General features: G+C 54.9%; 21 protein-coding genes. 13 read left to right on the top strand and 8 right to left on the bottom strand.

The window, feature by feature from the left end; all coding sequences use genetic code 11:
* Nucleotides 1–15 precede the first annotated feature (15 nt).
* Nucleotides 16–459, bottom strand: coding sequence for a transcriptional regulator SlyA (gene slyA, locus AK59_RS0111125; protein ID WP_020688303.1), 444 nt, complete (start codon nucleotides 457–459; stop codon nucleotides 16–18).
* A 186-nt stretch (nucleotides 460–645) separates the two neighbouring features.
* Here slyA and AK59_RS0111120 point away from each other — a divergent pair, with 186 nt between their 5' ends.
* Genes AK59_RS0111120 through AK59_RS0111110 form a run of 3 tightly spaced genes read left to right on the top strand, consistent with a single transcriptional unit; the run spans nucleotide 646 to nucleotide 3,772 of the window.
* Nucleotides 646–882, top strand: coding sequence for a DUF1656 domain-containing protein (locus AK59_RS0111120; RefSeq protein ID WP_013096914.1), 237 nt, complete (start codon nucleotides 646–648; stop codon nucleotides 880–882).
* A 2-nt stretch (nucleotides 883–884) separates the two neighbouring features.
* Nucleotides 885–1,745, top strand: coding sequence for an efflux RND transporter periplasmic adaptor subunit (locus tag AK59_RS0111115; protein WP_013096915.1), 861 nt, complete (start codon nucleotides 885–887; stop codon nucleotides 1,743–1,745).
* Nucleotides 1,745–3,772, top strand: a complete 2,028-nt coding sequence (locus tag AK59_RS0111110; protein WP_029882775.1) for an FUSC family protein — start codon at nucleotides 1,745–1,747, stop codon at nucleotides 3,770–3,772. The genes AK59_RS0111115 and AK59_RS0111110 overlap by 1 nt, the downstream gene beginning before the upstream one ends.
* On the opposite strand, the gene sodC is transcribed toward AK59_RS0111110, so the two are convergent.
* The 3 genes from sodC to AK59_RS0111095 all read right to left on the bottom strand — a co-directional run bounded on the left by sodC (nucleotide 3,751) and on the right by AK59_RS0111095 (nucleotide 5,535).
* Nucleotides 3,751–4,269: a superoxide dismutase [Cu-Zn] SodC gene (gene sodC / locus AK59_RS0111105; protein WP_013096917.1), complete on the bottom strand. Its 519-nt coding sequence runs from the start codon at nucleotides 4,267–4,269 to the stop codon at nucleotides 3,751–3,753. The genes AK59_RS0111110 and sodC overlap by 22 nt on opposite strands.
* An 81-nt stretch (nucleotides 4,270–4,350) precedes the next feature.
* Nucleotides 4,351–5,247 carry an aldo/keto reductase gene (locus AK59_RS0111100; RefSeq protein ID WP_020688306.1) on the bottom strand — a complete coding sequence of 299 codons (897 nt, stop codon included), beginning with the start codon at nucleotides 5,245–5,247 and terminating at the stop codon, nucleotides 4,351–4,353.
* A 48-nt stretch (nucleotides 5,248–5,295) separates the two neighbouring features.
* Nucleotides 5,296–5,535 (bottom strand): DUF1289 domain-containing protein, encoded by a 240-nt coding sequence (locus tag AK59_RS0111095; protein ID WP_013096919.1) that lies wholly within the window; start codon nucleotides 5,533–5,535, stop codon nucleotides 5,296–5,298.
* A 148-nt stretch (nucleotides 5,536–5,683) separates the two neighbouring features.
* Here AK59_RS0111095 and eptA point away from each other — a divergent pair, with 148 nt between their 5' ends.
* The 5 genes from eptA to rnt all read left to right on the top strand — a co-directional run bounded on the left by eptA (nucleotide 5,684) and on the right by rnt (nucleotide 10,356).
* On the top strand, nucleotides 5,684–7,309 hold the full coding sequence (gene eptA, locus AK59_RS0111090; protein ID WP_029882774.1) for a phosphoethanolamine transferase EptA: 1,626 nt from the start codon (nucleotides 5,684–5,686) through the stop codon (nucleotides 7,307–7,309).
* 41 nt (nucleotides 7,310–7,350) lie between these two features.
* Nucleotides 7,351–7,950, top strand: a complete 600-nt coding sequence (locus AK59_RS0111085) for a TetR/AcrR family transcriptional regulator (protein ID WP_028028082.1) — start codon at nucleotides 7,351–7,353, stop codon at nucleotides 7,948–7,950.
* 53 nt (nucleotides 7,951–8,003) lie between these two features.
* The gene (locus AK59_RS0111080; RefSeq protein ID WP_029882773.1) at nucleotides 8,004–9,101 is read left to right on the top strand and encodes an alkene reductase; all 1,098 of its coding nucleotides are present in this window, start codon (nucleotides 8,004–8,006) and stop codon (nucleotides 9,099–9,101) included.
* A 100-nt stretch (nucleotides 9,102–9,201) separates the two neighbouring features.
* Nucleotides 9,202–9,609: a lactoylglutathione lyase gene (gloA, locus tag AK59_RS0111075; protein ID WP_013096923.1), complete on the top strand. Its 408-nt coding sequence runs from the start codon at nucleotides 9,202–9,204 to the stop codon at nucleotides 9,607–9,609.
* 96 nt (nucleotides 9,610–9,705) lie between these two features.
* A complete protein-coding gene (gene rnt, locus AK59_RS0111070; protein WP_013096924.1) occupies nucleotides 9,706–10,356 on the top strand; it encodes a ribonuclease T in 651 nt (216 codons plus the stop codon).
* 44 nt (nucleotides 10,357–10,400) lie between these two features.
* On the opposite strand, the gene grxD is transcribed toward rnt, so the two are convergent.
* Nucleotides 10,401–10,748, bottom strand: coding sequence for a monothiol glutaredoxin 4 (gene grxD, locus AK59_RS0111065; RefSeq protein WP_003832760.1), 348 nt, complete (start codon nucleotides 10,746–10,748; stop codon nucleotides 10,401–10,403).
* Nucleotides 10,749–11,086: 338 nt separating this feature from the next.
* On the opposite strand from grxD, the gene AK59_RS0111060 reads away from it, so the two are divergent.
* Both AK59_RS0111060 and sodB read left to right on the top strand, forming a co-directional pair.
* On the top strand, nucleotides 11,087–11,860 hold the full coding sequence (locus AK59_RS0111060) for a C40 family peptidase (protein ID WP_029882772.1): 774 nt from the start codon (nucleotides 11,087–11,089) through the stop codon (nucleotides 11,858–11,860).
* Nucleotides 11,861–11,982: 122 nt separating this feature from the next.
* Nucleotides 11,983–12,564, top strand: coding sequence for a superoxide dismutase [Fe] (gene sodB, locus AK59_RS0111055; protein WP_029882771.1), 582 nt, complete (start codon nucleotides 11,983–11,985; stop codon nucleotides 12,562–12,564).
* A gap of 35 nt (nucleotides 12,565–12,599) precedes the next feature.
* Here sodB and AK59_RS0111050 read toward each other — a convergent pair whose 3' ends face one another.
* Both AK59_RS0111050 and cydH read right to left on the bottom strand, forming a co-directional pair.
* Complete coding sequence (locus tag AK59_RS0111050) at nucleotides 12,600–13,766, bottom strand: MFS transporter (protein ID WP_029882770.1); 1,167 nt, start codon at nucleotides 13,764–13,766, stop codon at nucleotides 12,600–12,602.
* 163 nt (nucleotides 13,767–13,929) lie between these two features.
* Nucleotides 13,930–14,019 (bottom strand): cytochrome bd-I oxidase subunit CydH, encoded by a 90-nt coding sequence (gene cydH / locus AK59_RS1000000124960; RefSeq protein WP_020688313.1) that lies wholly within the window; start codon nucleotides 14,017–14,019, stop codon nucleotides 13,930–13,932.
* Between the two features lie 297 nt (nucleotides 14,020–14,316).
* Between cydH and purR the strand changes: the two genes are divergently transcribed.
* Nucleotides 14,317–15,342 (top strand): HTH-type transcriptional repressor PurR, encoded by a 1,026-nt coding sequence (gene purR, locus AK59_RS0111040; RefSeq protein WP_013096929.1) that lies wholly within the window; start codon nucleotides 14,317–14,319, stop codon nucleotides 15,340–15,342.
* Between the two features lie 16 nt (nucleotides 15,343–15,358).
* Here purR and punR read toward each other — a convergent pair whose 3' ends face one another.
* Nucleotides 15,359–16,270 (bottom strand): DNA-binding transcriptional activator PunR, encoded by a 912-nt coding sequence (punR, locus tag AK59_RS0111035; protein ID WP_013096930.1) that lies wholly within the window; start codon nucleotides 16,268–16,270, stop codon nucleotides 15,359–15,361.
* A 115-nt stretch (nucleotides 16,271–16,385) separates the two neighbouring features.
* Here punR and punC point away from each other — a divergent pair, with 115 nt between their 5' ends.
* Nucleotides 16,386–17,585 carry a purine nucleoside transporter PunC gene (gene punC, locus AK59_RS0111030; RefSeq protein WP_029882769.1) on the top strand — a complete coding sequence of 400 codons (1,200 nt, stop codon included), beginning with the start codon at nucleotides 16,386–16,388 and terminating at the stop codon, nucleotides 17,583–17,585.
* 298 nt (nucleotides 17,586–17,883) lie between these two features.
* Entirely contained in the window at nucleotides 17,884–19,032 is a 1,149-nt protein-coding gene (gene cfa / locus AK59_RS0111025) for a cyclopropane fatty acyl phospholipid synthase (RefSeq protein WP_029882768.1), read from the top strand.
* The last annotated feature ends 21 nt before the right edge of the window (nucleotides 19,033–19,053 follow it).

Raw genomic sequence — 19,053 nt, 5'->3', positions numbered from 1 at the left:
CAAGGCCTGATAAGGTCAGGCGTCGCGTGCCTGCAGGTCGTGAATGTTCTGCTCAAGGCGTCCAATCAGACTGATGAGCATTTCAAGCTCCGCAGGGGAAACCCCGGACAGGATCTCACCGCGGGTTTTGGTAATCACTGCTTCCATTTCAGTGATAATGGGAGCCGCTTTCTCAGTGAGTTTAATTCGCTTGGCGCGACGGTCGCTGGCACAGGTTTGTCGGGAGATCAGCCCCTTCTCTTCCAGTTGGTCAAGCGTACGCACCAGCGACGGCTGCTCAATACCAATCGCCTTTGCCAGTTGAATTTGTGACTGGTCGGGCGGCAGCTGATGAATGTTGTGCAGCGTGACCCAATGCGTCTGTGTCAATTCCAGAGGTTTCAGGCGATGGTCAATCAGAGCACGCCAGACGCGTACCAACCTTGCCAGATCAGAACCTAATGGCGATTCCAATTTCATCTCCTTATAATTAGCTTGCTAAGTTATTATACTGATTTTAGAATAGTGTGCAGCATTTGTATTGCCAAAACAAATGCATTACGACATTCATCAAATTTAAAAGTATGACTTACACTGAAAAGTGATGTTCCATCTCATTAAGACAAGCCATCCCGGCATTCTGTTCACTGCAAAGGATCTCTGCTCGTGACGTTTTTTCATCGCTCAGAGGGGCTGCCCCTTCAGGACCTGATCTTCGGTGCATCAGTCTACTTTCCTCCCCTGTTTAAAGCCGTTCTGGTGGGCTTTGTGATCTGGCTTGTCGCGCATCGTCTGCTCCGCGACTGGATGTATTCTGGCGAGATCTGGCACCCCATGCTGATGGATCTCTCCCTGTTCGCCCTCTCCGTGTCTCTTGGCCTTGCTGTGCTGATTGTGTGGTGATTATGCCCCTGAAAACGCTGAAGTACTTTTCCACCCTCTTTGTCCTGGCTCTGGCCCTGGTTGCCGGCTGGTGGCTGTGGAATTTTTATATGCAGTCACCCTGGACACGCGACGGTAAAATTCGCGCTGAGCAGGTGAGTATCACCCCGCAGGTATCTGGCAGTATCACGGCGCTTCTGGTTAAGGATAACCAGTTCGTTAAAAAGGGAGATGTTTTATTCCGCATTGACGACACCCCTTACCATATCGCGATCCTAAACGCCCAGGCGCAGCTGGCTAAGGCCCAGACTGAGCTGGCGAAAGCGAACAACGAAGCCACGCGTCGTCGGCATTTATCACAAAACTATATCTCTGCCGAAGACCTGGACACCGCCAACATCAACGTCAAGGCGATGCAGGCCAACGTCAATGTGGCAGAGGCAACGCTCAAACAGGCGCAATGGGAACTGACGCAAACCGTGGTACAGGCCCCTGTCGATGGCTGGGTGACGAACCTCTCTGCCCGCGTGGGTAATTATGCCACCACCGGCCAACCGATTTTCGCGCTGGTCGACAGCCACTCGTTTTACGTCGTGGGCTATTTTGAAGAGACCAAACTTCGCCATATTCGGGAAGGTGCCCCTGCCACAATAACGCTTTATAGCGGCTCGCAAAGGTTACAGGGTCACGTTTCCAGCATTGGCCGTGCCATTTACGATCAGAGCGTTGAAACCGATTCAGGCCTGGTTCCCGACATCAAACCTAATGTCCCCTGGGTGCGCCTGGCCCAGCGCGTGCCGGTTCGGGTTGAATTTGACCGCTTACCGCAGGGGTTAACGCTGGTCTCCGGCACAACCTGTACTGTCTCGATCGGAACACCCTGATGAATGCCTTATCCTGGCGAAATCTGCCGTGGATGAAAGCAACGCGCCCTCAGTGGCGCTACGCCCTGCGCAACGGCATTGCCATGTGCCTTGCGCTGACCGTCGCCTACTATCTGAACCTTGACGAGCCTTACTGGGCCATGACCTCCGCGGCGGTCGTGAGCTTCCCGACCGTTGGCGGAGTGATCAGTAAAAGCCTTGGGCGCATCGCGGGCAGCCTGCTCGGTGCCACTGCGGCGCTGATCATTGCAGGCCATACCCTGAACGATCCGTGGCTTTTTTTACTGAGCATGGCGGCATGGCTGGGATGCTGTACCTGGGCCTGCGCCCACTTTACTAATAACGTCGCCTACGCCTTCCAGCTGGCGGGCTATACCGCGGCGATTATTGCCTTTCCGGTCGTTAACGTTCTCGATACCACCGAGTTATGGGATATCGCCCAGGCGCGCGTCTGCGAAGTCATCGTCGGTATTCTGAGCGGCGGGTTTATGATGATGATTCTGCCCAGCACCTCCGACGGCACCGCGCTTATCACGGCGCTGAAGACCATGCATACCCGCTTGCTGGAACATGCGAGCCTGCTCTGGCAGCCGGATACTAACGATGAGATTCGCCTGGCGCATGAAAAGGTGATTGGTCAGATCCTGACCATGAATCTGTTACGCATTCAGGCCTTCTGGAGCCATTATCGTTTTCGCCGCCAGAATACCCTGCTGAACTACCTGCTTCACCAGCAGCTACGGATGACCAGTGCGATCTCCAGTCTGCGCCGGATGTTGCTCAACTGGTCAACGCCACCGGAAAACACCCGCGCCATCATTGAAATGCTGCTCGCAGCCCTTGCCCGCCCGGATGCCGACATCTACACGGTGGCCCGCATTATCGCCCCGCTTGCGCCGAAAGATGAGTACGATTATCGCCACCGCGCCTTCTGGCAGCGTCTGAACTACTTTTGCCGCCTGTATCTGCGCAGCAGTCGCTGGATCAAGGCCGTTGAAAATGCCACGCCGATAACGGAATTCGCCGTTCCCAGTAGCCCGGCGCTGGCGCGGCACACCGACTATCTGGAAGCGCTGTGGAGCGGTTTTCGAACCTTTTGCGCCCTGACGCTGGTGGGGGCATGGAGCATCACCACGCAGTGGGAATCTGGCTCCGCCGCGCTCACGCTGGCCGCCATCAGTTGCGTGCTCTACTCCGTCGCCGCCTCGCCGTTCAACTCGCTTACGCTGCTGCTGCGCACGCTGGTGTTGTTATCGCTGTTCAGCTTTGTGGTCAAGTTCGGCCTGATGGTGCAGATAAGCGACCTGTGGCAGTTCCTGCTGTTTCTGTTTCCGCTGTTAACCACGATGCAGCTTCTGAAGCTGCAAATGCCCAAACTGGCGGGGCTCTGGGGTCAGTTGATTGTCTTTATGGGCTCGTTTATCTCAGTCACAAACCCGCCGGTTTATGATTACGCCGATTTTCTCAATGACAATCTGGCAAAAATCCTGGGCGTGGGTCTGGCGTGGCTGGCTTTTGCCGTATTACGCCCCGGCTCAGACGCGCGTAAAAGTCGACGCCATATCCGCGAGCTTCGTCGGGGGTTTGTCGATCAGCTCAGCCGTAAACCGCATCTGCGTGAAAGTGAGTATGAATCCCTGGTGTACCACCATGTCAGCCAGCTCAATAACAGCCAGGACTCGCTTTCCCGCCGCTGGCTGCTGCGCTGGGGAGTGGTCCTGCTGAACTGTTCCCACGTGGTCTGGCAACTTCGCGCATGGGAGACACGCTCCGATCCGCTGTCGCAGGTGCGCGACGTGTGCATCTCTCTGCTACGCGATGTGATGAGTGAACGCGGCGTTCAGCAACGCCCGCTGGAAGCGACGCTGACTGAACTGCAGCGGATCTGCGACAGTCTTGCTCACCACCATCAGCCCGCCGCGCGTGATTTAGCGTCGATAATCTGGCGGCTGCACTGTTCCCTCTCGCAGCTGGAACAAGCGCCACCGCCGGGGACGATTGGGGATCAGATCACCCCGCAGGCATAGCGTGCCCCACCACCGCCAAGCGGTTTCGGCTGATCGGACATATTGTCGCCGCCGACATGGATCATTAGCGCCTTGCCTTTGACCTCATCCAGCTTTTTGAGGCGTGGCGCAACAACCGGATCCGTGGCTTTGCCGTCATTATTTACCACCAGCACGGGCAGATCGCCCAGATGGCCCATTCCGTTCGGGCCCTCATGCTTACCGGAATGTTGTGGGTCAAGGTGGCCGCCTGCCGCCTCTGCTGCCGAGGGTTTACCCTCTTTTAACGCGGGCTGACAACTCCCCTTAGCATGAACATGAAAACCATGTTCGCCGGGAGGCAGGGCCTTGAGATCGGGCGCAAATTCCAGTCCTTTGTCGGTTTCAGTGATTTTCACTGTGCCGATGGACTGACCTACGCCCTGCGAGGTGACGAGATTCATTTCTACTTCATCGCTGGCTGCCTGCGCCCCTGCGCAAACAACCAGCGTGACCAGTGCCAGAGCAAAACGCTTCATATGACCTCCGCTGGTTATTTTTTGCCTCTTAAGTGTATACCAGAGGCAAAGATTTCACCGGAAAGTCACATTTTTACCGGTTTACGGAACGTCGTAACCGAGCGCAGCTTTGCGGATGCGGAACCACTGCTGACGGCTCATCTGCAGCTCTTCAGCCGCCAGGGCAGAACGGACGCGTTCAATTTTACCGGAACCAATGATTGGTAGCGGTTTCGACGGCAGACGCAGGATCCACGCGTAAACCACCTGTTCGATGTTCTCAGCGTTCAGTTCACGGGCAATGGTTTCCAGCTCATTGCGCAGCGGCTGGAATTCATCGTCATTGAACAGACGACCGCCACCAAGGCAAGACCACGCCATAGGACGGATGCGCAGCTGTTGCAGCTGATCGAGCGTACCATCCAGCAACAATGGCTGATGCACCGGGGAGATTTCCACCTGGTTGGTGGCCAGGGTAAAGGGCAGACGAGACTGCAGCAGCGCAAACTGCGCCGGGGTAAAGTTTGAGACGCCAAAATGACGCACTTTGCCGCTTTGATGCAGCGTCAGGAAGGCTTCGGCGACCTCATCGGCATCCATTAACGGGTCGGGACGGTGGATCAGCAGCAGGTCGATATGATCCGTCGCCAGGTTCACCAGCGACTGCTCGGCGCTTTTGATGATATGTGCGCTATCGGTAATGTAATGACCAAGGGTATGTTCAGGTTTTGCCGTCGTGGCAATACCGCATTTGGTGACAATTTCCATCCGCTCACGCAGCGCCGGAACCAGCTTGAGGGCTTCTCCGAACGCCGCTTCACACGCATAGCCGCCATAAATGTCAGCATGATCGACGGTGGTGATCCCTAAATCGAGGTGCTCCTCAATGAAGCTCGCCAGCTGCAGGGGGGACATATTCCAGTCCATCAGGCGCCAGTAACCCATCACAAAGCGGGAGAATTCTGGCCCCTGGGGGGCAAGGGTAATACGCTGAACCATAACATTTTCCTCAAGGAAGTGATGTCATGAGTATACGCAATAAGCGTGTTAAAACAGTGAAGGTTGCTGGGGTTCTTCGGTTTCACCGGGCTTGTTTGCACGTATTTTGCGCAGAAACCGCTGGCGGCAGAGGCGAAGCACCTCCTGCTTTTGCGTGTCGCTGAAATTTTGCCAGTTAAACCGCTCGTCGCGGGTACGCATACACCCACGGCAATAACCGCGTTCATCCACCTGACAAATCCCCCGGCACGGGCTCTGGATGGGGAAAAACTCCAGCTGCTCTGCCACGTTCACCTCCGAATACCGACACTCACCTACAGTGAAGACGTTAAACGCCCCACGTGCAAGGGCTTTACCACAGTTTTGTGGCATTAAGGTTTCACTAATCTTCCCTCTCTATACTCGCCTCATCAATATGATGACAGGTTTCTTTTCGATGTGGTTAACGAAGAAGTTACAGTGTAACGATATAAAATTCACTCTGGGTTGTGCGCTTTTCTTTACGCTGATAAACGCACTGTTTATTCAACGTAGCTGGGCCATTATTGCCCCGGCAAGGCTTCACGATATCCTTTTTGCCGCGTCCGTGCCGCTGGTGCTGTTCTGCGGCTGGGTGATTGTCTTCAGCCTGCTCAATATCCCCTTTATCCGTAAGCCGCTGCTGATCGTCTTAACCGTCGGCTGTGCCGCGGCAACGTACTTTATGTATACCTATGGCGCGGTTATCGATCAGAACATGATTGTTAACGTGTTCGAAACCAACTCCCAGGAAGCCACAGCGCTGGTCACGCCGCAGATGATTCTGTGGATTGTCATAGCAGGACTGGTTCCTTCCGTGGTGTTGGCGATGACGCGTATTCAGACCGGAAAATGGTGGTATGCGCTGCTGATGCGCGTTGCCGCCATGCTTGGCGCCCTGCTGGTGATCATCCTCGTCGCCGCCGTGTTTTATAAAGATTATGCGTCGCTGTTTCGCAACAATAAGAGCATCGTCAAGATGGTCACCCCTGCTAACTACGTCAGCGCCATGATGAAATACAGCAAAATGCGCTGGTTCGAAGGTGACCAAACGCTGGTGCGTATAGGTGAAGATGCGCATAAAGGCCCGCTGATTGCAGGACAGAACAAGAAAACGGTTCTGGTGCTGGTTGTCGGTGAGGCCTCACGTGCCGCGAACTACTCGCTGAATGGTTATGGCCGTGAAACGAACCCGGAACTGAAAAAACAGGATGTCATCAACTTCCCGCAGGCCACGTCATGCGGTACCGAAACGGCCGTTTCCGTTCCCTGCATGTTCTCCGGGATGACGCGCAGCAAATACGATGCCGACCTGGCGCATCACCAGGAAGGGTTGCTCGATGTGCTCAAACACGCGGGAATCAACCTGCTGTGGCGCGACAATGACGGCGGCTGTAAAGGTGCCTGCGACCGCGTACCCCATAGCGATATGACCCAGTGGAACCTGGATCAGTTCTGCAAAGACAAGTCCTGTATTGATGATGTGAACTTCTACCGTCTCGACAACGTGCTGGACGGCCTGAAACAGGACACCGTACTGGTTATCCACCTGATGGGCAGCCACGGCCCGGCTTACTATCACCGTTACCCGGACAATTTCCGCAAATTCACCCCAACCTGCGACACCAATGAGATTCAGGATTGCGATCACCAGGCGCTGATGAATACCTATGACAACACCATTCTGTATACCGACAGCGTGGTCAGCAAAACCATCGATGCGCTGAAGGCTCGTCAGGCAAATATGAACACCGCGCTGATTTACCTTTCCGACCACGGCGAATCGCTGGGCGAAAGCGGAATTTATCTGCACGGCACGCCATACATGCTGGCGCCAGAGCAACAAACGCACATTCCGTTCATGTTCTGGTTATCACCGGACTACGCGAAAAACTTTGGTATCAACGCGCAGTGCCTGCGCGACTACGCAGCAAAAAATGCGGTTTCGCAGGATAATCTGTTCTCTACCGTACTGGGTATGATGGATGTGAAATCAACGGTTTATCAGCAGCAACTGGATATTCTGAACGCATGTCGTCAGTAAACGCCCTTGCAATAGACCGAACGGTCTATTAGAGTTTGGCCATGAGCAGAAATACTGAACACGATACACGCGAACATTTACTGGCGACCGGCGAGCGGCTTTGCATGCATCGCGGGTTTACCGGTATGGGGTTAAGCGAGTTACTTAAAACCGCTGAAGTGCCAAAGGGGTCGTTTTATCACTACTTCCGATCCAAAGAGGCGTTTGGCGTGGCGATGCTGGAGCGGCACTATGCCAGCTACCATCAACGCCTGGCTACCCATTTCGCCAGTGGTGAAGGAAACTATCGGGATCGTGTTCTCAACTACTATCAGGAAACGCTGAACCAGTTCTGTCAGCAGGGCATTATCAGCGGTTGCCTGACGGTAAAACTCTCTGCAGAAGTGTGCGATCTCTCCGAAGATATGCGTGCGGCAATGGATAAAGGTGCCAGCGGCGTGATCGCCCTGCTGGCGCAGGCGCTTGAGAATGGCCGCCGTGAAAAAACGCTGGCCTTCGCCGGTGAGGCGTTAACCCAGGCGCAGGTTTTATATTCGCTCTGGTTAGGGGCGAACCTGCAGGCCAAAATTTCCCGCAGTGCCGTGCCGCTGGAAAGCGCACTGGCACACGTTAATAGCAGCATTACTGCGCCTGGCGTGTAGCAGGCGTTTTTATTTACTTAATTGCTAGTCGACTGGTCTACTCAGGAGTCGTTATGTCAGCTGAAAAACTTTTCACCCCACTGAAAGTGGGCGCCGTCACCGCACCAAACCGCGTGTTTATGGCCCCACTCACCCGTCTGCGCAGCATTGAGCCGGGTGATATCCCAACCCCACTGATGGGTGAATACTATCGTCAGCGCGCCAGCTCTGGCCTCATCATCACTGAAGCCACGCAGATTTCCGCACAGGCGAAGGGATATGCCGGCGCACCAGGCCTGCACAGCCCGGAGCAGATTGCCGCCTGGAAGAAAATCACCGCTGGCGTTCACGCCGAAGAGGGTCGCATTGCGGTTCAGCTGTGGCACACCGGTCGTATCTCTCACAGCAGCATTCAGCCTGGCGGTCAGGCACCGGTTTCCGCGTCAGCCCTGAATGCGAATACCCGCACTTCCCTGCGCGATGAAAACGGTAACGCGATCCGCGTCGACACCTCAACGCCACGCGCCCTTGAGCTGGATGAGATCCCGGGTATCGTGAACGATTTCCGTCAGGCCGTAGCTAACGCCCGCGAAGCCGGTTTTGATCTGGTTGAACTGCACTCCGCGCACGGTTACCTCCTGCACCAGTTCCTTTCACCGTCGTCCAACCACCGCACCGACCAGTACGGCGGCAGCGTCGAAAACCGCGCCCGTCTGGTGCTGGAAGTGGTTGATGCCGTTTGTCAGGAGTGGAGCCCGGACCGTATTGGTATTCGCGTCTCCCCAATCGGTACGTTCCAGAACGTCGACAACGGTCCGAACGAAGAAGCGGACGCGCTGTATCTGATTGAAGAACTGGCGAAACGCGGTATCGCGTATCTGCACATGTCCGAGCCGGACTGGGCCGGTGGTCAGCCTTACTCTGAGGCCTTCCGCCAGAAAGTGCGCGAGCGTTTCCACGGGGTGATCATCGGTGCGGGGGCCTATACGCCGGAGAAAGCCGAAGATCTGATTAATAAAGGGTTGATCGACGCCGTGGCCTTTGGTCGTGATTACATTGCCAACCCGGACCTGGTTGCCCGTCTGCAGCAGAAAGCAGCGCTGAACCCACAGCGCCCGGAAAGCTTCTACGGCGGCGGCGCGGAAGGCTATACCGACTACCCTACGCTGTAATCTCTCCGTTGTGCATTGATAGCGGCGGTCTTTCGCCGCTATACTAAAACATCGTTTCTGTTCAAAAAGATACTCTACTCCATTGGTTAATGAGGAAATTATGCGCCTACTTCACACCATGCTGCGCGTTGGCGATCTGCAACGTTCCATCGATTTCTACACTAACGTACTGGGTATGAAGCTGCTGCGCACCAGCGAAAACCCGGAATACAAATACTCGCTGGCATTCGTGGGTTACGGCCCGGAAACGGATGAAGCGGTTATCGAGCTGACCTATAACTGGGGCGTCGACAGCTATGAGCTGGGCACGGCGTATGGCCACATCGCGCTGGAAGTGGACAACGCGGCAGAAGCCTGTGAACGCATTCGCAGCAACGGTGGCAACGTCACGCGTGAAGCGGGCCCGGTAAAAGGCGGCACCACCGTGATTGCGTTTGTTGAAGATCCAGACGGTTATAAAATCGAGCTGATTGAAGCCAAAGACGCCGGTCGCGGTCTGGGCAACTGATCCCTCAGGGCGCACTATGCGCCCGTTGTTTTACTGCATCCCACGCCAAAATTTGCCATAATGCGCTCTGCTTTTTTCCCCTTGTAAGAGACCCTGATGTCCGATAACGCTCAACTTACCGGTCTGTGCGACCGTTTTCGTGGTTTTTATCCTGTTGTCATTGATGTCGAAACAGCCGGATTTAACGCTAAAACCGATGCGCTGCTTGAAATTGCCGCCATCACGCTGAAGATGGATGAAGAGGGCTGGCTTACACCGGACACCACGCTGCATTTCCACGTTGAGCCCTTTGAAGGCGCAAACCTGCAGCCAGAGGCGCTGGCGTTTAATGGCATCGATCCGCATAACCCGCTGCGCGGTGCGGTGAGCGAATATGACGCGCTGCACGCCATTTTCAAAATGGTGCGTAAAGGCATGAAAGAGAGCAACTGCAGCCGTGCCATTATGGTGGCGCATAACGCCACGTTCGATCACAGCTTTACGATGGCCGCCGCCGAGCGAGCCTCTCTTAAGCGTAACCCCTTCCACCCGTTTGTGACCTTTGACACCGCCGCACTGAGTGGCCTGGCACTGGGACAAACGGTCTTGTCAAAAGCCTGTATTACGGCCGGGATTGAGTTTGACGGCACGCAGGCGCACTCCGCGCTGTATGATACGGAGCGCACCGCAGAGCTGTTCTGTGAAATAGTCAACCGCTGGAAGCGTCTGGGCGGCTGGCCGCTGGCGATGGGCGACAGCGAAGAATAAAAAAAAGCGACCTCTTAAGGTCGCTTTTTTATTTGCGCAGAAAATTACTCTGCGTCCGGCTCTTCGGTTTTGTACTTCGCCGCCGTCTCTTTGATCAGCTGCTGCAGTTCGCCGCGCTGATACATTTCAATCAGGATATCGCAACCGCCAACCAGTTCACCGTCGACCCACAGCTGCGGGAACGTCGGCCAGTTCGCGTATTTTGGCAGCTCAGCGCGGATGTCCGGGTTTTGCAGGATATCAACGTAAGCAAAACGTTCACCACAGGCAGACAGCGCCTGAACCGCTTGCGCGGAGAAGCCACAGCTTGGCAGCTTCGGAGAACCTTTCATATACAGCAGAATTGGGTTTTCAGCGATCTGGCGCTGGATTTTTTCAATAGTGGTGCTCATGTCTTGCTTCCTTTAACTTCTGTTACGGCATTAGTCTGACATTGTAGCGGTTCAGACTGGCATCGGAAAATAACATTTTTGTCACGTATAGCTATTTTATCGCGAGTGGCGAAAAGTTGCATTGTAAATGGTGCTTAACCCTGCGACAGGCAGGGTTTTGCTTAGGGCGTGAACAATTGTGCGACAAATCGATGAATTTTTTTGCACTTGCTAACGAAACAGGTTTTTAGATTGAAAAATGCTATTAACTTCTCGGGTTTTTATGGATTAGAATCGACGGGCTTTGTAAATCACACGCGGGTATTATTGATGACCTGCATTTATCAGGGGACTGCCCAGTGGCGCGGATAAATAAAATCTCGATCACGCTCTGTGCTTTACTGTTTACATCACTCTCTTTCACGCCAGCGGCAAACGCCTCTCAACAGGCGCGGCACTCTGCTGTGCAAAAAACGCATCTGGCAAAAACCACAGAACGTAAAAAAAAGACTACCAGTAAGAACGAAAAGAAAAAAACAACCGCTCAAACGAAAAAGACCGCCTCCAGCAAATCGAAATCAACATCTTCCCGCACTGCCCTCGCATCGAAACGTAAAGCCTCAAAAACTGCTGCCAACCTCGTAACGGAAAAATGCACCACGCGCAAAGGGCATAAAGCCAAATGCACGAAAGTGACAAAAATTGCCGACGCGCATAAGGTTCGGGTACAGAAAGCGCAAAAAACGGCGATGAATAAGCTGATGGGGCAAATTGGCAAACCGTATCGCTGGGGTGGCACCTCTCCCCGCACCGGTTTTGACTGCAGCGGGCTGGTGTATTACGCCTATAAAGATCTGGTGAAATTCCGCATTCCGCGTACCGCCAATGAAATGTACCACCTGCGCGACGCCGCCCCCGTTAACCGTGGCGAGCTGCAAAATGGCGATCTGGTCTTCTTCCGCACCCAGGGTCGCGGTACGGCTGATCACGTCGGCGTGTATGTGGGTAACGGGAAGTTTATTCAGTCCCCACGAAGCGGTCAGGACATTCAGATCACCTCGCTTAGCGAAGACTACTGGGTGCGTCACTACGTCGGCGCACGCCGCGTCATGACGCCGAAAACCATCCGCTAAACCCTGCCCTGCCGTCACTACGGCAGGGTAAGTTCCTCTTTTGCATACCCTTTCAATTTGCTATCCTGTCCTTGTTGTCTGTGTGGTTATTGGCAACGCAAAATACAATAAGGAGAGAAGCAATGTCGTTCGAATTACCTGCACTACCGTATGCAAAAGACGCCCTGGCACCGCACATTTCTGCGGAAACCCTGGAATATCATTACGGCAAACATCACCAGACCTATGTCACCAACCTGAACAACCTGATCAAGGGCACCGATTTTGAAGGCAAAACGCTGGAAGAGATCGTCCGCAGTTCAGACGGTGGCGTATTCAACAACGCTGCTCAGGTGTGGAACCACACCTTCTACTGGCACTGCCTGGCACCAAATGCTGGCGGCGAGCCGACCGGTGAACTGGCTGCTGCGATTAACGCCGCCTTTGGCAGCTTTGCGGAGTTCAAAGCGAAATTTACCGATGCCGCAATCAAAAACTTCGGTTCTGGCTGGACATGGCTGGTAAAAGAGGCCGATGGCAAACTGGCTATCGTCTCCACGTCTAACGCGGGTACACCACTGACCACCAGCGCGACACCGCTGATGACCGTGGATGTCTGGGAACACGCGTACTACATTGATTACCGTAACGCGCGTCCTAACTACCTGGAGCACTTCTGGGCACTGGTTAACTGGGACTTTGTGGCGAAGAACTTCGCCGCGTAAGAGAGACGCAGAAGGGTTTCCCCTTCTGCGTTTTTTTATTCGGCAGCACAGGCCGCTTCAGGCTGTTTACGACCCGACATCATCACTAACAGCAGGCCAAGCGCGGCAATAATGGCCCCCATCACCGGCACAAAGCTGTATCCCAGACCACCCGAAATCACAGCACCGCCCGCTGCGGCACCGAGCGCATTGCCCAGATTGAACGCGCCAATATTCACCGACGATGAAAGACCCGGCGCCTCATGCGCGACACGCATTACGCGCATCTGCAGCGGCGGAACCACGGCAAAGGTGGCCGCACCCCAGACGACCATCGCAATGGCCGCGCCAAACTCATTACGCGCCAGCCAGGGAATGGCAATCATGATGACAATCAGCAGGGTCAGAAAACCCTTCAGCGTTCCGCTTACGGAGCGGTCAGCAAATTTCCCACCCAGATAGTTACCCATCGAGAAGCCCACGCCAATCAGCACCAGCATCGCGGTGATAAAGATCGGCGTCGCGTGAGTGATGTCATGCAGCACCGGCGAAATATAGGTGTAAAGGGTAAACATCGCCCCGGCACCCAGCACGGTGGTGAGCAGCGCCGAGAGCACCTGCGGGCGCATCAGTACCGACAGCTCTTTACGAACTTCAGGACGCTCACCAGCGCTGCCTTTCGGCAGAGAGAAGAACAACGCCACCATCGCGACAACGCCCAGTACGGCGGTTGCGAGGAACGACATACGCCAGCCAATGACCTCACCCAGCCAGGTGGCCGCAGGAACGCCGCCAATGTTGGCGATGGTCAGGCCCATAAACATGGTTGCCACGGCACTCGCCTGCTTGTGTTTGGGCACCACGCTTGCCGCCACCACCGACCCCAACCCAAAGAAAGCGCCGTGGTTAAGGCTTGTCAGGATACGTGACAGCATCAGCGTGGTGTAATCAGGCGAAATGGCGGAGAGCACGTTGCCAAGGGTAAAGATAGCCATCAGGAAAATCAGCGCATTGCGGCGCGCTCGGTGGGAAAGCAACAGCGTCATCAGCGGTGCCCCTACCATCACACCAATGGCATAGGCGCTGATTAACATCCCGGCTGCAGGGATAGAGACGTCCACACCGCGGGCGATAACCGGTAAGAGTCCCATAGGGGAAAATTCAGTGGTGCCAATCCCAAAAGCGCCAATCGCCAGGGCCAGCAGGGGAAAATTGATTTTCATGCGTCAACTCCGGATGCCGTGTCATGTGGTGACACAGAACAAAGAAGCCGAAAGCATGACATCAATCACAAAAAATGAGAAGTTAACAAATTGGCAAAAGATTTTTGCCGGAGATGTAACAATCAGGACGAGCGGGAGAGAGCGAACGCCCCCTCCGCGTAAATCAGTGCAGTGCAGCCGTCAGACCTGCAGCAACAATCAGCGCCAGCACAATAACGGTGGTGAACAGCGAAAACTTCAGATCGGAACTCATCAATTTTTCTCCTTTTAATCCCCCCACGAAAAGTGAGCTTGCTCATTTTTACACAATTTACGTCAAAAATCTTCCAGGATTTAAACGGATAACCACTTTAGCTCTTCCCCTTTTCATCAAGATAGGACAAAATTCCACGCTAAATTTATTAGCGTACCGGCCATTGACCCCCTCCTGACGTCCCGTGTCGTTTTCCTGGCGTGCCGCAATTCAAGATTGCGTGATAAGGGTGAGAGAAGGCAAACGTTTACCTTCAAGGTTTTCAGGAGTTTAGGATATGGTCTGGAGTGACATTTAATGGCAACAATTAAAGACGTAGCAAAACGCGCAAACGTTTCCACTACAACCGTATCACATGTAATTAACAAAACCCGCTTCGTAGCGGAAGAGACGCGCAACGCCGTCTGGGCGGCAATCAAAGAGCTGCACTACTCGCCGAGTGCCGTTGCGCGTAGCCTTAAAGTTAATCACACCAAATCCATTGGTTTGCTGGCGACCAGCAGTGAAGCGGCCTATTTTGCCGAAATCATCGAAGCGGTTGAGAAAAACTGCTTCCAGAAAGGCTATACCCTTATCCTCGGCAACGCGTGGAACAATATTGAAAAACAGCGCGCCTATCTGTCGATGATGGCGCAAAAACGCGTGGATGGCCTTCTGGTGATGTGTTCCGAATACCCGGAATCTGTCCTTTCCATGCTGGAAGAGTATCGTCATATCCCAATGGTGGTGATGGACTGGGGCGAAGCGCGCGCCGACTTTACCGACTCCGTCATCGATAACGCCTTCGAAGGCGGTTATATGGCGGGCCGCTATCTGATTGAACGCGGTCACCGTGAAATTGGCGTGATCCCGGGGCCGCTCGAGCGCAACACCGGTGCTGGCCGTCTGGCCGGGTTTATGAAGGCGATGGAAGAAGCGCTGATCACCGTGCCGGAAAACTGGATCGTGCAGGGCGACTTTGAGCCGGAGTCTGGCTACCGCGCCATGCAGCAGATCGTTTCTCAGCCGCATCGTCCAACGGCGGTGTTCTGCGGCGGGGACATCATGGCGATGGGGGCTCTGTGTGCAGCCGATGAGCTGGGCCTGCGCGTGCCGCAGGATATTTCCGTGATCGGCTATGACAACGTGCGCAACGCGCGCTTCTTCACGCCTGCGCTGACCACCATCCACCAGCCGAAGGACTCCCTCGGTGAAACGGCCTTCAATATGCTGATGGACAGGATCGTCAACAAACGTGAAGAGTCGCAGTCCATTGAAGTTCACCCGCGCCTTATCGAGCGCCGTTCCGTTGCGGATGGTCCATTCCGCGACTACCGTCGTTAATCTCGTGTGGAGCCAGCTAAGCTGGCTCCCGTAGCCATTCCCGGTTAAGCGTTTCGCTGTCTCCCAGATAATCCAGTAGCCATGCCATGGCGGGCGACACATCATTTTGTTGCCACGTCAGGCAGCAGGCCGCATCCGGGAACGGATTCTCCAGCGTCAGCTCGACCCATTCACCGGTATCGATTCTCGGCTTAGCGAAATGGACGGGAACCATCGCGACGCACAGCCCGGCGCTGAGGCAGGTCGCGGAGGATTCCCAGTCCGGCGCTACCACCCGCCGCTGGTTATCAAGAAGCCAGGTAATACGTTTTGGCAACGAGCGCGAGGTATCCTCCAGCACCAGCGACGGCCAGTTGCGCAGCGTGTCGTCACTCAGCGGTCCCTCCAGGGCAGCCAGCGGATGATCGTGTGCCACGACGCATTTCCAGCTCAACATGCCCATATCGCGAAACGCATAGCGCCCTCCGACGGGGATCGCCTGGGTTGCGCCAATCGCCATTTCTGCCCTGCCGTCCGCCAGCGCGTCCCAGACCCCGTTGAATACCTCCTGCGAGACACGAAGTTCAACGTCTGAAAAATGGCGATAGAAATCCACGATCATCTGCCGGGTACGCTCCGGCTTAACGATATTGTCCACGGCGATGGAAAGATGTCCGCGCCAGCCGTTGGCGATCTGCTGGCACTGTTCGCGGGTGATCTGCATTTTTTTGATAACAGAACGCCCTTCTTTCAAAAACCACGCGCCAGCAGGCGTTAATTCCACATCGCGATGCCGCCGTTCGAACAGCGGAACCGCCAGCCACTCTTCAAGCTGCCGCACCGTGTAGCTGATAGCCGAAGGGACGCGGTGCAACTCCTGTGCCGCACCGCTAAAGCTGCCGTTACGCGCGACAGCATCCACCACTTCAAGAGAATAATCTGACCACATTTTCTGCCTGCAAAAAATTTGAATGCAACCGCCAAATATTAGCGTTTCACAACCCGCTTTGCACTCCCTACACTCTGCGCCAGTGTCTACCTGCCTCCTCAAGGAGAATAAAACAATGCAACCCAGGAATGGATTTTTAGTCTGGCTCGGCGGTTTGAGCGTGCTGGGCTTTTTGGCCACCGATATGTACCTGCCCGCGTTTGCGGCGATGCAGGAAGATCTGCAAACGCCAGCCGCGGCCATCAGCGCCAGCCTGAGTTTGTTCCTTGCCGGTTTTGCCATCGCACAGCTGCTCTGGGGCCCACTCTCCGATCGCTTCGGACGTAAACCGGTGCTGTTACTGGGCCTGGCCATTTTTGCCGCAGGCTGTCTGGGAATGTTATGGGTACGCGATGCGACCTGGCTGCTGGTGCTGCGCTTTGTGCAGGCCGTCGGCGTCTGTGCCGCGGCGGTAACCTGGCAGGCTCTCGTGACCGACTACTACCCGGCCAACCGTACCAACCGCATTTTCGCCACCATTATGCCGCTGGTTGGCCTGTCACCCGCCCTCGCTCCCCTGCTGGGCAGCTGGATCCTCGCGCACTTCGACTGGCAGGCCATTTTTGCCACGCTATTTGCCATCACCCTGGTACTGATGCTGCCGGCGTTTGCCCTCAAGCCCGCGCATAAAAAAGAGGCGCATGCTGACGCTAAACCGATCACGTTCCTCTCCCTGCTGAGCGCCAAAGCGTATCGTGGTAACGTCCTGGTCTATGCCGCCTGCTCGGCGAGCTTCTTCGCCTGGCTCACCGGCTCGCCGTTTATTCTGCACGATATGGGATACAGCCCGGCCGCCATTGGCCTGAGCTATGTCCCACAGACCATCGCCTTCCTGCTGGGGGGATATGGTTGCCGTGCGGCGCTGCAGAAATGGGAAGGCCAGCAGATGCTGCCCTGGCTGCTGGCGCTGTTTGCCTTGAGCGTGGGCGCCACCTGGGCCGTTGGGTTTATTCCAGGCGTCGGTCTGGCGGAGATTTTGATTCCGTTCTGCGTGATGGCGGTGGCTAACGGTGCCATTTACCCTATCGTGGTCGCACAGGCGTTACGTCCTTTCCCGCAGGCGACAGGACGCGCCGCGGCGCTGCAAAATACCCTGCAACTCGGCCTGTGCTTCCTGGCAAGCCTGGTGGTGTCAGCGCTGATTGCTACCCCGCTGTTAACTACCACCAGCGTGATGCTGATCACCGTTGCGCTGGCAGTAATGGGTTATCGCATGCAATCCGCCGCACAGCGCGAGCTTGAGAACCATGCTCAGGCGGAGACGTCGCACGCGTAATCACTGGGGAAAATATGTAACATTTCAGTGATTAGGTTGCTAAGAATTTTCTATTGAATCACCAAATTTTGAGGCCTATACTAAATTTGGTTCGATTAAATACGATAAATATTAAGTGTTAACGGGAGCCGGAGTGCTCCCGTTTTACCATGGAAGGCATTTCGGCAAGGGTTATCTCCCTTCCTCTGTTCTACGTCGGATACTAGCCTCGCGGTATTTACCGTGAGATTTCTCACAAACCATAAAAAGCGTCTACGCTGTTTGAAGGTTCTGATCACAGTAAGGTGATGGAGAAGCTATGAGTTCATCGTGTATAGAAGAAGTCAGCGTTCCGGACGATAACTGGTCCCGGATCGTCAGTGAACTGTTAGGTCGTGCAGGCATCACTATCAACGGATCTTCACCCTCCGATCCGCAGGTCAAACATCCCGATTTTTTTAAACGCGTGCTGCGCGAGGGATCGTTAGGGCTGGGCGAAAGCTATATGGATGGCTGGTGGGATTGCGAGCGGCTGGATATTTTCTTTGCCAGCGTGTTGCGCGCCGGTCTGGAGAACCAGCTCCCCCGAAATATAAAAGATACGTTGCGCGTCGCCTCCGCCCGTTTGTTCAATCTGCAAAGCAAAAAGCGGGCGTGGATCGTGGGCAAAGAGCACTACGACCTCGGTAACGATTTGTTCAGCCGCATGCTGGATCCCTTCATGCAATACTCCTGCGCCTACTGGAAAAAGGCGACAACCCTCGAAGAAGCCCAGCAGGATAAACTGCGTCTGATTAGCGAAAAACTGCAGCTGCAGCCCGGCATGCGTGTGCTGGATATCGGCTGCGGCTGGGGCGGTCTGGCGTATTTTATGGCGAAGCACTACGGCGTCAGCGTGGTCGGCGTAACCATTTCAGCCGAACAGCAAAAAATGGCCCGGGAGCGCTGCCAGGGTCTCGACGTTGATATCCGTCTGCAGGATTACCGCGACCTCAACGAGCAGTTTGATCGCATTGTTTCCGTGGGCATGTTTGAGCACGTGGGGCCGAAAAATTACGACACCTATTTTGAGGTGGTGGATCGTAATTTAAAACCCGACGGCATCTTCCTGCTGCACACCATAGGCTCTAAGCGCACGGACAATAACGTTGACCCGTGGATCAATAAATACATCTTTCCGAATGGCTGTTTGCCTTCCGTTCGCCAGATTGCCAACGCCAGCGAAAGCCACTTCATTATGGAAGACTGGCATAACTTTGGCGCGGATTACGACACCACGCTTATGGCGTGGCATGAACGTTTCCAGCAAGCGTGGCCTGATATTGCAGACAACTATTCTGAACGATTTAAACGGATGTTCAGCTATTATCTGAATGCCTGCGCAGGTGCGTTCCGCGCGCGTGATATTCAGCTCTGGCAGGTGGTCTTTAGTCGCGGGATTGAACACGGCTTACGTGTGCCGCGCTAAAAAATAACCCCGGATATCCGG

Origin of the sequence: Enterobacter sp. T1-1 (assembly GCF_000710795.1) — a bacterium.
In the GTDB taxonomy this organism is placed as follows: domain Bacteria; phylum Pseudomonadota; class Gammaproteobacteria; order Enterobacterales; family Enterobacteriaceae; genus Enterobacter; species Enterobacter cloacae.
The sequence above is the reverse complement of the archived record's forward strand: the minus strand, read 5'-3'. Positions and strand labels throughout refer to the sequence as shown.

Bases quoted from the DNA above. Each gene is read 5' to 3' on its own strand.
- AK59_RS0111110 (WP_029882775.1), top strand. From the start codon at position 1,745: ATGAATGCCTTATCCTGGCGAAATCTGCCGTGGATGAAAGCAACGCGC.
- slyA (WP_020688303.1), bottom strand. From the start codon at position 459: ATGAAATTGGAATCGCCATTAGGTTCTGATCTGGCAAGGTTGGTACGC.
- punC (WP_029882769.1), top strand. From the start codon at position 16,386: ATGCAACCCAGGAATGGATTTTTAGTCTGGCTCGGCGGTTTGAGCGTG.
- gloA (WP_013096923.1), top strand. From the start codon at position 9,202: ATGCGCCTACTTCACACCATGCTGCGCGTTGGCGATCTGCAACGTTCC.
- cfa (WP_029882768.1), top strand. From the start codon at position 17,884: ATGAGTTCATCGTGTATAGAAGAAGTCAGCGTTCCGGACGATAACTGG.
- cydH (WP_020688313.1), bottom strand. From the start codon at position 14,019: ATGAGTTCCGATCTGAAGTTTTCGCTGTTCACCACCGTTATTGTGCTG.
- AK59_RS0111080 (WP_029882773.1), top strand. From the start codon at position 8,004: ATGTCAGCTGAAAAACTTTTCACCCCACTGAAAGTGGGCGCCGTCACC.
- grxD (WP_003832760.1), bottom strand. From the start codon at position 10,748: ATGAGCACCACTATTGAAAAAATCCAGCGCCAGATCGCTGAAAACCCA.
- AK59_RS0111050 (WP_029882770.1), bottom strand. From the start codon at position 13,766: ATGAAAATCAATTTTCCCCTGCTGGCCCTGGCGATTGGCGCTTTTGGG.
- AK59_RS0111085 (WP_028028082.1), top strand. From the start codon at position 7,351: ATGAGCAGAAATACTGAACACGATACACGCGAACATTTACTGGCGACC.
- eptA (WP_029882774.1), top strand. From the start codon at position 5,684: ATGTGGTTAACGAAGAAGTTACAGTGTAACGATATAAAATTCACTCTG.
- sodB (WP_029882771.1), top strand. From the start codon at position 11,983: ATGTCGTTCGAATTACCTGCACTACCGTATGCAAAAGACGCCCTGGCA.
- rnt (WP_013096924.1), top strand. From the start codon at position 9,706: ATGTCCGATAACGCTCAACTTACCGGTCTGTGCGACCGTTTTCGTGGT.
- purR (WP_013096929.1), top strand. From the start codon at position 14,317: ATGGCAACAATTAAAGACGTAGCAAAACGCGCAAACGTTTCCACTACA.
- punR (WP_013096930.1), bottom strand. From the start codon at position 16,270: ATGTGGTCAGATTATTCTCTTGAAGTGGTGGATGCTGTCGCGCGTAAC.
- AK59_RS0111115 (WP_013096915.1), top strand. From the start codon at position 885: ATGCCCCTGAAAACGCTGAAGTACTTTTCCACCCTCTTTGTCCTGGCT.
- AK59_RS0111100 (WP_020688306.1), bottom strand. From the start codon at position 5,247: ATGGTTCAGCGTATTACCCTTGCCCCCCAGGGGCCAGAATTCTCCCGC.
- sodC (WP_013096917.1), bottom strand. From the start codon at position 4,269: ATGAAGCGTTTTGCTCTGGCACTGGTCACGCTGGTTGTTTGCGCAGGG.